We start from the raw sequence: 13,029 nt of genomic DNA, 5'->3' as shown, positions 1-13,029 counted from the left end.
GTCGTTTGCCGCCCGGGGGCCGGTTCCGGACCCGGATTTTGGACATCGCTGAACCTATCAAGGAGGATGTGCATGCATTTCCGCCCGTTGCACGACCGTGTGCTCGTGCGCCGCATCGATGCCGAGGAGAAGACCGCCGGCGGCATCATCATTCCCGACACTGCCAAGGAGAAGCCGCAGCAGGGCGAGATTATCGCAGTGGGGCCTGGCGCGCGTAACGAGCAGGGCCAGCTCGTGCCGCTCGACGTCAAGGCCGGCGATCGGGTGCTGTTCGGAAAATGGTCGGGCACCGAGGTCAAGATCGAGGGCGAGGAGCTCTTGATCATGAAGGAAAGCGATCTTCTCGGCGTGGTCGGACAGGCCGGCGCGCTGAAGAAGGCGGCGTAACTGACAGTCATCGAACAGAAAGGAGATTGCAACATGGCTGCCAAGGACGTGAAGTTCGCGACCGAGGCCCGCGAGCGCATGCTGCGGGGCGTCGACACACTGGCGAATGCGGTGAAGGTCACGCTCGGTCCAAAGGGACGCAACGTGGTCATCGAGAAATCGTTCGGCGCGCCGCGCATCACCAAGGATGGCGTCACCGTCGCCAAGGAGATCGAACTCGAGGACAAATTCGAGAACATGGGCGCCCAGATGGTGCGCGAGGTCGCTTCGAAGACCAATGATCTCGCCGGAGACGGCACGACCACGGCAACCGTTCTGGCGCAGGCCATCGTCAAGGAAGGTGCCAAATCGGTCGCCGCCGGCATGAACCCGATGGATCTCAAGCGCGGCATCGACCTTGCGGTGGATGCCATCGTCACCGACCTCAAATCGCACGCCAAGAAGGTTACCTCCAACGACGAGATCGCCCAGGTCGGCACCATCTCCGCCAACGGCGACACCGAGATCGGCCGCTTCCTGGCGGAGGCCATGCAAAAGGTCGGCAACGAGGGCGTGATCACGGTCGAAGAAGCCAAGAGCCTGCACACCGAGCTTGAGGTGGTCGAGGGCATGCAGTTCGACCGTGGCTATGTGTCCCCCTATTTCGTCACCAACGCGGAGAAGATGCGAGCCGAGCTCGAGGATCCCTATGTGCTGATCCACGAGAAGAAGCTGTCGGGTCTCCAGTCCATGCTGCCGCTGCTCGAACAGGTCGTGCAATCCGGCAAGCCGCTGCTGATCATCGCCGAGGAGGTCGAGGGCGAGGCGCTGGCGACGCTGGTCGTCAACCGTCTGCGCGGCGGCTTGAAGGTGGCGGCGGTCAAGGCGCCCGGCTTTGGCGATCGCCGCAAGGCGATGCTGGAGGACATTGCGATCCTTACCGGCGGCACGGTGATCTCCGAAGACCTCGGTATCAAGCTCGAGAACGTGACGGTGAAGATGCTGGGCCGTGCCAAGAAGGTCGTGATCGACAAGGAGAACACCACGATCGTCGACGGGGCCGGCGCCAAGAAGGACATCGAGGCGCGCAGCCAGCAGATCAGAGCTCAGATCGAGGAGACCACGTCGGACTACGACCGTGAGAAGCTCCAGGAGCGGCTGGCCAAGCTGGCAGGTGGCGTCGCCGTGATCCGGGTCGGCGGCGCGACCGAGGTCGAGGTCAAGGAACGCAAGGACCGCGTGGACGACGCCCTGCATGCGACGCGGGCTGCCGTCGAGGAAGGCATCCTGCCCGGCGGCGGCGTGGCCCTGCTGCGTGCCTTCAAGGCACTGGATGGCGTCAAGACCGCCAATGCAGACCAGAAGGCCGGTGTTGATATCGTGCGTCGCGCTATCCAGGTGCCGGCCCGGCAGATTGTGCAGAATGCGGGCGAGGACGGTTCCGTCATCGTCGGCGAGCTCCTCGAGAACGAGACCTACACGTGGGGCTTCAACGCGGCGACGGGCGAGTACCAGGACATGGTCCAGGCCGGCGTGATCGATCCCGCCAAGGTGGTGCGTACCGCATTGCAGGATGCGGCCTCGGTTGCCTCGCTGCTCATCACCACCGAAGCGCTGGTGGCTGACAAGCCGAAGAAGACCGAGGCGGCGAGCGCTCCCGCGGTCGATTTCTGAGACGAACGAGCCCGGCGCTGCCGCCGGGCTCGCTTTCCCTGAGTGTTGTCACGATCATTGGATCTGTTTTCGAACGATTGGAGGATGAGATGATCAAGTATCGTACTTTCTCCGCTCGCGCGGAGAACACGCAAATGGCGCGGCACCTCGCGGCCCTGGCCGTTGCCGCCAGCCTCGCTCTCGTGCCCGTTGCGGCCCATGGCGCCGAGAGTCCCGGCTCTGGAGCCAGTGCAGCAGACACTTTCGAACGGTTGACGTTGCCGCCGATCCCATACCTGGACACGATGCCGTGGTCGAATTGGGAGCGGGCCAACGCCACCATGAAGGTGGATACGTTGCTGTCGCCGGTTCTCGGGCCATCGGGTATCCGTCTCGACGCTACCCCGCACGAATATGGCCGGCCTCAACCTGCCACGAGCTGAGGCGTCGAAGCGGCCGCGCGCCGCTCCGCTGTCTACGGAGGCGCGCTGCCGTGAACCGATGAGCCGAGGCCGAGCATCGAATGAGCGCGACGGTCATCCGATATGCTCATGCATCATGGCTCCGCAGCGGCTCGCTTGCTCAAGCCGAAGGAGGTGATGTGAGATGAGAGGCATCGTTGTTGCCGTCGCCTTGTTGGAAATGGCAAATGCACTCCAGGCCAGGGAGACGGACTTTCCGCGCGGAGAGGTACGGAGCTCGGCCGCGCCCGTCCGGCAGCTCGCGACGAGCTCCGGTGCGGCCTCGCGCACCGACACTGAGAAGCCGCGCCGCAACGAGCGCAAGAGCGCCGACTTTTCGGCCGAGCGCATCGTCCCTGACATCTGCACCGGGTGCTGATCGGCCTCCCGGCCGATCAGCGGTTCTGATTCTCACCGTGACGCGGTGATGGCCGGAGAGCCCGGATCGGTAAGGCGGGCGCAGACCTTGGCCCTGATCCGTTGCAACGCGCGCTGCTCGATCTGTCGGACACGCTCGCGCGAGATACCGAACTGACCGGCAAGGTCCTCCAGCGTCTTGTGCGGCTCGTCCAGATATCGGGCCCTGATGATGCTGTGCTCGCGGGCCGACAGTGCGGCAAGGGCTTCGGCGAGGGCGCACTTCTCCCGTTCACGATCGCTCGCCTCCAGCAGCAGGCTTTCGGGATCGGGGGAGGGATCCACGAGACGATCCTGCCACTCGTCCCCCTCGGTTTCGGCACTGAGCGGCATGTTCAGGGAGATGTCGCCGCGCAGCCGGCCGTCCATCTCGATCACGTCGCCTTCTCTCACGTTGAGGCTGCCCGCGATCTGCTTGAGCTGATCGGTGCGCAGATCGCCATCCTCCGGGACGCCGAGCCTGCTCTTGAGCTTGCGCAGGTTGAAGAACAGCTTCTTCTGCGCGGCGGTAGTGCCGAGCTTGACGAGCGACCATGATCTGAGGATGTACTCCTGCACGGCCGCCTTGATCCACCAATTCGCGTAGGTTGCGAGCCGAAAGCCTTTCTCCGGATCGAACCGCTTGACGGCCAACATCAGCCCGACATTGGCTTCGGAGATGAGGTCGGCGATGGCGAGGCCATAGCGCCGATGTTGAATCGCGATTTTCGCCGCCAGCCGCAGGTGGCTGGTCACCAGGCGGTAGGCCGCCTCGGGGTCGCCGCAATCACGCAGGCGGCGCGCATATTCAATTTCCTCGGGCGCCTCGAGCAACGGAAATCGATGGATCTCGTTCAGATAGCGGGACAGCCCGCCTTCGGAATGGATCGCGGGAAGCGAGGAGACAGGCAGCATCGCTCACTCCTCACTGACGTCAGCTGCGCAGAGCCGGTGCGCCCTGCTGCTTGAAGCACCTCGCACGGCGAGCCCTGCAGGCCGCGCAGTTTTGGCACAGGTCTTTCTCATGTCCAAATTCTCCAGAGAGCAATATGGTCAGAACCACCTGATCGCCCGACCCGCTGAGCCCAATCAGGCGCCCAGGCGCCTCAGGCCGGTGGTGCCTCTAGAATTTTAAGATGGGCTGAATGTTCCGGCGTGAATGAGCCGCAGGGCGCGCACCAGGCTGTCCCCTTGAACTGCAACGTCTTCGTTCTACCTTGATCCATGCACGCGGCGGGGCGCGCGCGCTTGTCGAGTAGCAGAGATCTTTGTTTGGTTCGTGAATGGATAATTATCGTGATCTCGTCAGCGCGGCCCTCGCGCTGTTCTGCGCCGCCGTGATGTTGGTGGCTGGTCACCTCTTCCTCGAGTGGCGCGCCAGAAATGGGGATCCCGGCATAGGGATGAAGGCGCCCAAGAGCGAAGACCTTCCTTCGCCGCTGATCTCGAATGGATCGCCCTCGAATAGGAAAATGATCGAGCTTCCGGCGGAGCTCAGAAAGAAGCGGGCCGCGTAGAGGCCGGTCTCGCCCTGAGCCCTCGGACGCCGGCCACCTGCTCAGATCGCACGCAGGCCTTCCTTGGGCATTTCCTGGATCAGCACATCGATATCGCCCTGCTCCAAGGTTTCCTTCTCCAGGAGTTTCGTCGCCGCGCGATCCAGAATCGGCCGCCGCGTCTTCAGGATGCCCTGGGTGCGCTGGAAGACCTGGTCGACGATGGCCTTCACCTCCTGGTCGACCGCGGCCGCGGTCTCTTCCGCATAGTCGCGCTCGCGACCGGGGTAGGGGCGGTCCACGCCTGCAAGGAAACTGCCGGGATCACGCTCATAGGCGACACTGCCGAGTTTCTCGGACATACCGTAACGCGTCACCATGCTGCGTGCGATATCGGTCACCCGGCGCAGGTCGTCGGCCGCACCGGTGGACAAATGCCCGAACACGATCAGCTCGGCCGCGCGGCCCCCGAGCAGCACCGCCATCTTGTTCTCCAGCTCCTCCTTGGTCATCAGGAAGCGGTCCTCGATCGGTCTCTGGATGGTATAGCCGAGCGCCCCCACGCCGCGTGGAATGATCGACACCTTGTGCACGGGGTCGGTCCCGGGCAGCGAGAGCGCGACCAAAGCGTGTCCCATCTCGTGATAGGCGACGATCTCGCGCTCTTTGGCATTGAGCAGGCGGTTGCGCTTCTCCAGGCCTGCGACCATGCGCTCGACCGCATTGTTGAAGTCGTTCATGCTCACCGCGTCGGCCCCGCGGCGGGTCGCCAGAAGCGCGGCTTCGTTGACGAGATTGGCAAGGTCCGCGCCGGTAAAGCCGGGCGTCAGGGCTGCGACCGTCTCCGCCTCGACTTGCTCGGCGAGGCGCACCTTCTTCATGTGGACCTTGAGGATCTCGATGCGGCCCTTCTTGTCGGGACGGTCGACTAGCACCTGCCGGTCGAAGCGGCCGGCGCGGAGCAGGGCGGGGTCGAGGATTTCCGGCCTGTTGGTGGCGGCGAGGATGACGAGTCCGGAGCGGGAATCGAAGCCGTCAAGCTCGACCAGCAGCTGGTTGAGCGTCTGCTCCTTCTCGTCGTGGCCGCCGGCGAAGGGACCGATGCCGCGGGCGCGGCCGAGCGCGTCGAGCTCGTCGATGAAGATGATAGCCGGCGCCCTTTCGTGCGCCTGCTTGAACAGGTCCCGCACCCGCGCCGCGCCGACGCCGACGAACATCTCGACGAACTCCGAACCGGAGATCGAGAAGAACGGTACCCTGGCTTCGCCCGCGACGGCCTTGGCCAGCAGGGTTTTGCCTGTGCCCGGCGGACCGACCAGCAGCACGCCTTTCGGCATGCGGCCGCCAAGTCGGCCATAATCGGTGGGATTCTTCAGGAAATCGACCACCTCACGTAGCTCGTCCTTGGCTTCGTCGACGCCTGCGACGTCGGCAAAGGTGACGCCGGTGTTGGACTCGACATAGACCTTGGCCTTGCTCTTGCCGATCGCCATCAGCCCGCCGCCGATGCCGCCGCCTTCCGCCATGCGACGGCCGATGTACCACCACAGACCGAAGAACAGCAGCACGGGCATGACCCACGACAAGAGGTCACGCAGAAACGTGCTTTCGATCTGTCCGGTGAAGCGGACGTTGTATTTCTCCAGCTCCTGCGCGACGTCCTGGTCGACGCGCGTGGTGACGAATTGCTTCTGTCCGCCGGCGAGCGGCTCCTTCAGCGTGCCTTGCAGAGTCCGATCGGAAATGCCGACAGTGTCGACCTTCCCCTGGCGCAGCAATTGCTGATATTCGCTGTAGGGAATCACGGCGATTTGGCTTGCCGTGGAGATGAGATGCTGGATCAGAAACACCGCGAAGATTGCGGCAACGGCATATCCGAGATTGAAGCGGACATTCTTGTTCATGCGGAAGCAGATCCGATGTTGTTGCGCCGCCGGGTCGCGTCGAGGCGCATGTTGCGCACACGATCAGGGCCCGGGACGCGTCCGGACCTGCGTCGTATCGACAAAACTTTTCCTCCTGCCTTCTGTTCCAGTCATCCCAAACGCGCTTCGGGTGAGAGGCGCCTCGCGCGCGCCGCGCCGTGCTCAGGCGACCGAGGTGGCAGGCAGCAATAAGGCCCGGTTGCAGGCCGGGCCTTTGCATCAGCTCACCAGGGATACCAGTAAGGATATGCCGCCGGATAATATCGGACGGTCCGGTAATATCGGGGGCCATAGTAGTATCGCGGCGGACCATAGACCGGCGCATAATAGACCGGAGGTGCGGCTGCGGCGGCCAATGCTCCGGTGAACATGCCGAGCGCGATGGCCGGACCGATGCCTGGACCACCCCAATGATGATGATGGCCCCGCCAATGGGCCGAGGCCGGCGCAACCGTTCCGATGAGGAGCGTTGCTGCCGCGGCGATTGCAAGAGCAAGCTTTCTCATGTGACTTCCCTCAAGTGCACGCCCGCGCAACGCGCAGGCTTCTCGATCCTCTGCATGAGTTTCGTTTCGCCGGACACAGGGCCCGGCAGTGCCTGAACTTAGGATTGGCGAGGACGAGTTCAAGTCTCGGCAAGCCCTTCGCCGATCCGACGTTTGGTCGCAGTGCGCTAGCTCAACGCGGCCGAGAGCTTCTGCATCACCCGGTCGAGCAGCTTCACCTCCTCGGCGCTGAGCACGCCGAGTAGTTCCGTCTCCCGCGCCAGTGCGAGAGGCACGATCTTGCGATAGAGCGCGCGGCCGGCCGGGGTCAGCGCGACGATCAGCTCGCGCCGATCGTCCGGATGATGCTTGCGGCTCGCGATGCCGCGCGACTGAAGGCCCTGGACGGCGCGGCTGACCTGCATCTTGTCGAGCGTCGTCAGCGGGCCGATCTCCTTGGTCGCGATTTCCGGGCGGACGCCGAGGATCGCAAGCACGCGCCATTCCTGCCGCGTCAGTGCAAAGCGCTCGGAATAGACCTCGGCGACGGCCAGCGACACCTGTTCGGCGAGGCGCGCCAGCCGGTACGGAAAATATTGCTGCAGGTCGAGCGCGCCACCATCCTGCGCCATGATGCGCCCGGTCGCTTCCCGGCCGCGCGCCGTCCCCGAACGTCCCATCACACCATTTCCGCGCCGCAAGTCCACCTGGCGGTTTCTTCCGCGTCCGTTGATCCAGATCAAATTCAGGAAATAGTAACATCTGATACCAATTTCGCAACGGCAAGTCCAGGGAGCGAAGCATCATGAAAATCGAGAAGATCCATCACGTCGCCTATCGCTGCGTCGACGCCAAGGCCACCGTCGAGTTCTACAAGAAAGTCATGAACATGGATATTCTCGGCGCCATTGCCGAGGACCGGGTGCCGTCGACCAAGGCGCCGGATCCCTACATGCACATCTTCCTCGATGCCGGAAACGGCAACATCCTCGCCTTCTTCGAGCTGCCGAACTCGCCGCCGATGGGCCGCGATCCCAACACGCCGGACTGGACCCAGCACATCGCCTTCCAGGTCAAGGACCTCGCCGAGCTCGAGGAAGCCAAGGCGCGCGCGGAAGCCGCCGGCCTCGACGTCGTCGGCGTCACCGATCACACCATCTTCAAGTCGATCTATTTCCGCGATCCCAGCGGTCATCGCCTGGAGATCGCGGCCTGGACCGCGACGCCCGAGCAGATCGAGCGCATGAAGTCGGTCGCCCACGAGATGGTCGAGGAATGGTCGCGCACCAAGCGTCCGCCGCGCCACACCGCCTGGATGCACGAGAAGGAATTCGCGGACGCGCATTGATCCTTGGCCGTGCATCAGGAAGCGAACATGAGCTACATCTATCCGAAGTTCGGCTATCAGCGGTCCCAGGAGCAGGCCGAGGGTAACGTGAAGCGGCACCCGATCGTGGTGATCGGTGCGGGTCCGATCGGCCTGACCGCGGCGCTCGACTGCGCGGCACGCGGCCAGCCGGTCGTGGTGCTCGACGACAACGACACCGTCTCGATCGGCTCGCGCGCGGTCTGCTACGCCAAGCGTCCGCTCGAGATATGGGACCGCCTCGGTTGCGCGGCGCCGATGGTCGAGCGTGGCATCAGCTGGAATGTCGGGAAGGTGTTCTTCCGGGACGAGCTGTCCTACCAGTTCAATCTGCTGCCCGAGGCCGACCACCAATGGCCGGCCATGATCAACCTGCAGCAATATCATCTGGAGGAGATGCTGGTCGCCAAATGCAGGGCCAATCCGCTGATCGAGCTGCGCTGGAAGCACCGCCTCATCAGCCTCAAGCAGGCCGCCGATCACGCGACCCTGGCGGTGGAAACGCCCGACGGCATCTTCACCATGGAGGCGCAATGGGTGATCGCCTGCGATGGCGCCAATTCCGACGTGCGCAAGATGGTCGGCGCCGAGTTCACCGGACAATTCTTCCAGGACCGCTTCCTGATCGCCGACGTCGCCATGAAGGCGGATTTCCCGACCGAGCGCTGGTTCTGGTTCGACCCGCCGTTCCACCCCGGCCAGTCCGTGCTGCTGCACCGGCAGGCCGACAATATCTGGCGCATCGACTTCCAGCTCGGCTGGGAGGCCAATCCCGATGAGGAAAAGAGGCCCGAGCGGGTGATCCCGCGCATTCGCGCCATGCTCGGCGAGGACACCGAGTTCACGCTCGAATGGGTCTCGATCTATCAGTTCGCCTGCCGGCGCATCGACAATTTCCGGCAAGGCAGGGTACTGTTCGCCGGCGACGCTGCGCATCAGGTCTCGCCGTTCGGCGCGCGCGGCGCCAACACCGGCGTGCAGGACATCGACAATCTCGCCTGGAAGCTCGCGATGGTGCTGCGCGGCGAAGCTTCGGAAGCGCTGCTCGACAGCTATCACGAGGAGCGTGCCTATGCCGCCGACGACAACATCCTGAACTCGACGCGGGCCACCGACTTCATCACCCCGAAGACCAAGCCGAGCCGCTATTTCCGCGACGCGGTGCTGGAGCTCGCCCGCCATCACGGCTTCGCGCGGCCGCTGGTCAACAGCGGCCGGCTCTCGACCCCGACCCCTTATCTGACGTCGGCGCTCAACACGCCCGACCAGGACGCGGTGCCGGGAGGCATGCGGCCCGGCACGAATGCGGCGGATGCGCCGATCGCGGTGGACGGCAAGCCGGCCTGGTTCCTGCATTGTCTCGGCGACGGCTTTACGGTCGTAGCCTTCGGCAAGGTGAGCGACAGGACCGAGATCGCGGTCGGGCCGTTCACCGCGAAGCTCATTCTCGTCGGCCGCGACATCGAGGATCCTACAGGTCTTCTTGCGGAGCGCTACGGTGCTGCGCCCGGGACCACCTATTTGTTCCGCCCCGATCAATATGTCGCCGCGCGCTGGAGCGGATTCGACGAGGCCAGGATCACACAGGCGGTGCTGCGCGCCGCCGGCCACGACACCGCCGACCGGACGGAGCTTGCGGCATGATGCTCAATTTGTCGCCGAACATCGCTGATCCCGACGATTTCTATGCCGAGCTGATCAACAGCCAGCGCGACCTCGACGAGGAGCAGGCGCTGCGCATGAACGCCCGGCTGATCCTGCTGCTCGCCAATCACATCGGCGACCGCAAGGTGCTGACCGAGGCGATCGGCTGCGCCCGCAGGGACGGCGGCTAGCTCGCGGAGACACCGGCCGCACCGACGCAAGAGGTCGTACGAAGCCGCCGGCAGCGCCGGGTTCCGGTCGTGCGATCTCGCCGGCCGGATTCGGCGCCAAGGTCATTTCGCGTCGAAAAGCCACGGGCACAAGCTGGAGCACGAGCCGCCTTTTCTTGACTTAGCTCAAGATGAACTCGGCGAACTTCGACATTGTCCCAGGTTCACACCAAGGTCGGAGGACGTCCCATGATAGGTCGAACCGTTGCTGCAGGGTTGCTGTTCGCCATCCTGGGCCAGCCAGCTCTCGCGCAATCGCCAGCGGACCATCAGAGCCATCAATCAGGACAGGACCAGCCACCGGCATCGCTGCAGTCGAGCTCTCCTGCAAACCCATCCGCCGAGCGGCAAAGCCCGGCGCGCGGTGGAGATATGATGGGAATGATGAAACGCGGAATGATGGGCCAAGGCATGATGGGCCAAGGCATGAAGGGGCATGGCACAGGCGGTGACGCCGTGGAGCCGCCGGTTGCCTTCCGCGTCATCTTCGCGCTGATGGATGCCGATGGCGACGGAACCGTGGCGTTGCCGGAGTTTCAGGTCGCTCACGAGCGAATTTTCAAGGCGATGGATCGCGACAAGGACGGCAAGCTCACCCTGGACGAGATGATGGCGTTCATGCACAGGAACAAGAGCGCCGTCGCGCCACAGCATTGAGCCGAACCGAAGGGCGGGCGCGTCAAGCCATGTCGTTTGATCGGGTCCTGCGATGGGCATTGGTTGCGATCGCCATCGCAGGCTTGGCCGCGGGTATTCTCGCGCGAGTCGCGGGCCAGCCTGATCTCGCCGATGTCGCCTGGGCGCTCGGCACGGCGCCCGTGATCGCGGGGTTGGCGGTCTCGATCGTCCAGGATCTGCTGCGAGGCCGCCTCGGCGTGGACGCCATCGCTCTGCTCTCGATGAGTGCGGCGTTGGCGCTCGGGCAGCCCCTCGCAGGGGCTGTGGTCGCGCTGATGTACTCTGGCGGCAACGTGCTGGAGGAGATCGCGATCGCACGGGCGGAGCATGATCTGCGATCCCTGGTTGACCGGGCGCCGCGGCAGGTCCATCGCAAATCCCGTGACCGAATAGAGGATGTCGCGATTGAGGATGTCGCGGTCGGCGAAGAGCTTCTGGTGCAGGCCGGCGAGATCGTGCCGGTCGACGGGGTCGTTGCGTCGGCTTTTGCCACGATCGACGAGTCCGCGGTTACCGGCGAGCCGATTCCGGTGGAGAAGACGCGCGGAAGCGCCGTTCTATCCGGTTCTCTGAATGCGGGTGAGACCTTCCAGCTGACCGTGACCGCGCCGGCCAGCGAGAGCACCTACGCGGGCATCGTGCGCATGGTGACTGCGGCGCAAACGGCGAGAGCGCCCTTTGTGCGCTTGGCCGATCGATATGCGCTGATCTTTCTGCCGGTAACGCTCGTCATCGCCTTTGTGGCATGGCACATCTCCGGCGACGTGACCCGCAGCCTCGCCGTGCTGGTGGCAGCGACGCCTTGCCCTTTGATTCTGGCCGCACCCGTGGCCTTCATCGCCGGGGTGGCGCAAGCTGCCCGCCGCGGCATCCTGGTCAAGGGTGGGAGGGCGCTGGAGGCGTTGGCCCGTGCGCACACGGTGCTATTCGACAAGACCGGGACCCTGACCGTAGGCGGGGCGCGGCTATTGTCCGTGGAAGTTGCGCCGGGCGAGGATCCGGACGAGGTGCTCGCACTCGGGGCGTCGCTTGAGCAAGCCTCGCATCACGTGCTTGCGAAGGCCGTCGTCGCTGCGGCCCTCGCCCGGGGGCTCAAGCTGAAGCCGCCGGATCATGTCAAGGAGACCATGGGTTCCGGCCTTAGCGGCCGGATCGACGGGCGCCAGGTCATGGCGGGCTCGCGACAGATGCTTCTCTCGCGGGCCGAGCTCTCGCCATGGGAGTTGCGGGCAGTGCGTCGCGCCTCGTGGCGCTCGGCGCTGATCGTCTTTGTCGCGGTGGACGGCCGTCTCATCGGCGCGTTGCTGCTGGCCGACGAATTGCGTGCCGATACGCCGCGGGCGATCAGGCTGCTGCGCGATGCTGGCATCGCGCGTATGGTGATGGTCACGGGTGATCGCGCCGCTGCGGCGCAGGCCATCGGGGCCGCGCTCGACCTCGATGCCGTGCTGGCCGATCGCGTTCCCTCGGACAAGGTGGAAGCGGTGCGGAGCGAGCAGCGGCTGCATCCGACCATCATGGTCGGCGACGGCATCAACGACGCCCCGGCGCTGGCCGTGGCCGACACCGGGGTCGCGCTCGGCGCGCGCGGTGCGAGCGCCTCCTCGGAGGCGGCGGATGTGGTGATTCTGACGGACCGGCTCGATCGGGTCGGCGAAGCGATCATCATCGCGCAGCGCGCGCGGCGCATTGCGCTGCAAAGCATCTTCGTCGGCATGGGATTGTCGTTGGCGGCAATGGCCGCCGCCAGCCTCGGCTGGCTCGATCCCGTGCCGGCCGCGATCGTTCAGGAGGTGATCGATGTCGCCGTCATCCTGAACGCGCTGCGAGCGCTCAATCCGCCCATGGTCAGGACTGGCCCGCGCCTCAGCGCGGAGCAGGGGCTGACATTGCATCACGATCATCAGGCTCTGCTCAGGGATCTCGACCGCTTGCGACAGATCGTCGATGCGCTGGACGATGGAGGGCCCGAATCCGCCGCTGCCTTGATTGGCGAGGCCCACCACCTGGTCCAGGGCAGCGTCGTGCTGCACGAACGCGAGGACGAAGACAGCGTCTATCCGAAGCTCACGGAGGTGCTGCGCGACCGCCACGGGCTCGCTGCCATGAGCCGTGCGCATCGCGAGATATTGCATCTCGCGCGGCTGCTCGCTCGGATCGCGGAGGATCTGCCGTCGGAGAAGATCGACCGCTACCTCATTCGGGACGCCCAGCGCGTGATCGAGGCGATCGAAACGCTGGTGCGCATGCACACGGCCCAGGAGGAGGACATCTACGAGGCCGTGGCGGCATAGGCGATCGCCGTGCCGTGCGCTGGAGCCCGGCTCCG

The 13,029-nt window shown here is 64.8% G+C and carries 13 protein-coding genes; 9 read left to right on the top strand and 4 right to left on the bottom strand.

Features of this window, described 5'->3' with window-relative positions:
• The first annotated feature begins 72 nt into the window (after positions 1-72).
• The 4 genes from groES (at position 73) to ACETMP_RS14290 (ending at position 2,859) form a co-directional block, all read left to right on the top strand.
• Positions 73-387 (top strand): co-chaperone GroES, encoded by a 315-nt coding sequence (gene groES / locus ACETMP_RS14305; RefSeq protein ID WP_375161432.1) that lies wholly within the window; start codon positions 73-75, stop codon positions 385-387.
• Positions 388-420: 33 nt separating this feature from the next.
• Positions 421-2,040 (top strand): chaperonin GroEL, encoded by a 1,620-nt coding sequence (gene groL, locus ACETMP_RS14300; protein WP_375161431.1) that lies wholly within the window; start codon positions 421-423, stop codon positions 2,038-2,040.
• Between the two features lie 89 nt (positions 2,041-2,129).
• Positions 2,130-2,462 carry a hypothetical protein gene (locus tag ACETMP_RS14295; RefSeq protein ID WP_375161430.1) on the top strand — a complete coding sequence of 111 codons (333 nt, stop codon included), beginning with the start codon at positions 2,130-2,132 and terminating at the stop codon, positions 2,460-2,462.
• A gap of 163 nt (positions 2,463-2,625) precedes the next feature.
• The gene (locus ACETMP_RS14290) at positions 2,626-2,859 is read left to right on the top strand and encodes a hypothetical protein (RefSeq protein ID WP_375161429.1); all 234 of its coding nucleotides are present in this window, start codon (positions 2,626-2,628) and stop codon (positions 2,857-2,859) included.
• Between the two features lie 32 nt (positions 2,860-2,891).
• Here ACETMP_RS14290 and rpoH read toward each other — a convergent pair whose 3' ends face one another.
• The 4 genes from rpoH to ACETMP_RS14270 form a co-directional block, all read right to left on the bottom strand.
• Entirely contained in the window at positions 2,892-3,791 is a 900-nt protein-coding gene (rpoH, locus tag ACETMP_RS14285) for an RNA polymerase sigma factor RpoH (RefSeq protein ID WP_375161428.1), read from the bottom strand.
• A 643-nt stretch (positions 3,792-4,434) separates the two neighbouring features.
• Positions 4,435-6,276, bottom strand: a complete 1,842-nt coding sequence (ftsH, locus tag ACETMP_RS14280) for an ATP-dependent zinc metalloprotease FtsH (RefSeq protein WP_375161427.1) — start codon at positions 6,274-6,276, stop codon at positions 4,435-4,437.
• A 245-nt stretch (positions 6,277-6,521) separates the two neighbouring features.
• Positions 6,522-6,803 (bottom strand): hypothetical protein, encoded by a 282-nt coding sequence (locus ACETMP_RS14275; protein ID WP_057030022.1) that lies wholly within the window; start codon positions 6,801-6,803, stop codon positions 6,522-6,524.
• A gap of 167 nt (positions 6,804-6,970) precedes the next feature.
• A complete protein-coding gene (locus ACETMP_RS14270) occupies positions 6,971-7,462 on the bottom strand; it encodes a MarR family winged helix-turn-helix transcriptional regulator (RefSeq protein WP_375161426.1) in 492 nt (163 codons plus the stop codon).
• Positions 7,463-7,587: 125 nt separating this feature from the next.
• On the opposite strand from ACETMP_RS14270, the gene ACETMP_RS14265 reads away from it, so the two are divergent.
• The 5 genes from ACETMP_RS14265 (at position 7,588) to ACETMP_RS14245 (ending at position 12,994) form a co-directional block, all read left to right on the top strand.
• Positions 7,588-8,130 carry a VOC family protein gene (locus ACETMP_RS14265; protein WP_375161425.1) on the top strand — a complete coding sequence of 181 codons (543 nt, stop codon included), beginning with the start codon at positions 7,588-7,590 and terminating at the stop codon, positions 8,128-8,130.
• Positions 8,131-8,157: 27 nt separating this feature from the next.
• Positions 8,158-9,792: an FAD-dependent oxidoreductase gene (locus ACETMP_RS14260; RefSeq protein ID WP_375161424.1), complete on the top strand. Its 1,635-nt coding sequence runs from the start codon at positions 8,158-8,160 to the stop codon at positions 9,790-9,792.
• A complete protein-coding gene (locus ACETMP_RS14255; protein WP_375161423.1) occupies positions 9,789-9,983 on the top strand; it encodes a DUF2783 domain-containing protein in 195 nt (64 codons plus the stop codon). Before ACETMP_RS14260 ends, ACETMP_RS14255 begins: the two co-directional genes overlap by 4 nt.
• A 255-nt stretch (positions 9,984-10,238) precedes the next feature.
• On the top strand, positions 10,239-10,679 hold the full coding sequence (locus tag ACETMP_RS14250; protein WP_375161422.1) for an EF-hand domain-containing protein: 441 nt from the start codon (positions 10,239-10,241) through the stop codon (positions 10,677-10,679).
• Positions 10,680-10,708: 29 nt separating this feature from the next.
• Complete coding sequence (locus ACETMP_RS14245; protein WP_375161421.1) at positions 10,709-12,994, top strand: heavy metal translocating P-type ATPase; 2,286 nt, start codon at positions 10,709-10,711, stop codon at positions 12,992-12,994.
• Positions 12,995-13,029: the final 35 nt, after the last annotated feature.

Source organism: Bradyrhizobium dasycarpum, from assembly GCF_042019905.1.
GTDB lineage: Bacteria > Pseudomonadota > Alphaproteobacteria > Rhizobiales > Xanthobacteraceae > Bradyrhizobium > Bradyrhizobium japonicum_B.
This window is presented reverse-complemented; position numbering and strand designations above follow the sequence as displayed.

Coding starts and splice junctions, on each gene's coding strand:
- ACETMP_RS14270 (WP_375161426.1), bottom strand. CDS start 7,462: ATGGGACGTTCGGGGACGGCGCGCGGCCGGGAAGCGACCGGGCGCATC.
- ACETMP_RS14290 (WP_375161429.1), top strand. CDS start 2,626: ATGAGAGGCATCGTTGTTGCCGTCGCCTTGTTGGAAATGGCAAATGCA.
- ACETMP_RS14260 (WP_375161424.1), top strand. CDS start 8,158: ATGAGCTACATCTATCCGAAGTTCGGCTATCAGCGGTCCCAGGAGCAG.
- ACETMP_RS14245 (WP_375161421.1), top strand. CDS start 10,709: ATGTCGTTTGATCGGGTCCTGCGATGGGCATTGGTTGCGATCGCCATC.
- rpoH (WP_375161428.1), bottom strand. CDS start 3,791: ATGCTGCCTGTCTCCTCGCTTCCCGCGATCCATTCCGAAGGCGGGCTG.
- ACETMP_RS14275 (WP_057030022.1), bottom strand. CDS start 6,803: ATGAGAAAGCTTGCTCTTGCAATCGCCGCGGCAGCAACGCTCCTCATC.
- ftsH (WP_375161427.1), bottom strand. CDS start 6,276: ATGAACAAGAATGTCCGCTTCAATCTCGGATATGCCGTTGCCGCAATC.
- ACETMP_RS14255 (WP_375161423.1), top strand. CDS start 9,789: ATGATGCTCAATTTGTCGCCGAACATCGCTGATCCCGACGATTTCTAT.
- ACETMP_RS14295 (WP_375161430.1), top strand. CDS start 2,130: ATGATCAAGTATCGTACTTTCTCCGCTCGCGCGGAGAACACGCAAATG.
- groES (WP_375161432.1), top strand. CDS start 73: ATGCATTTCCGCCCGTTGCACGACCGTGTGCTCGTGCGCCGCATCGAT.
- groL (WP_375161431.1), top strand. CDS start 421: ATGGCTGCCAAGGACGTGAAGTTCGCGACCGAGGCCCGCGAGCGCATG.
- ACETMP_RS14265 (WP_375161425.1), top strand. CDS start 7,588: ATGAAAATCGAGAAGATCCATCACGTCGCCTATCGCTGCGTCGACGCC.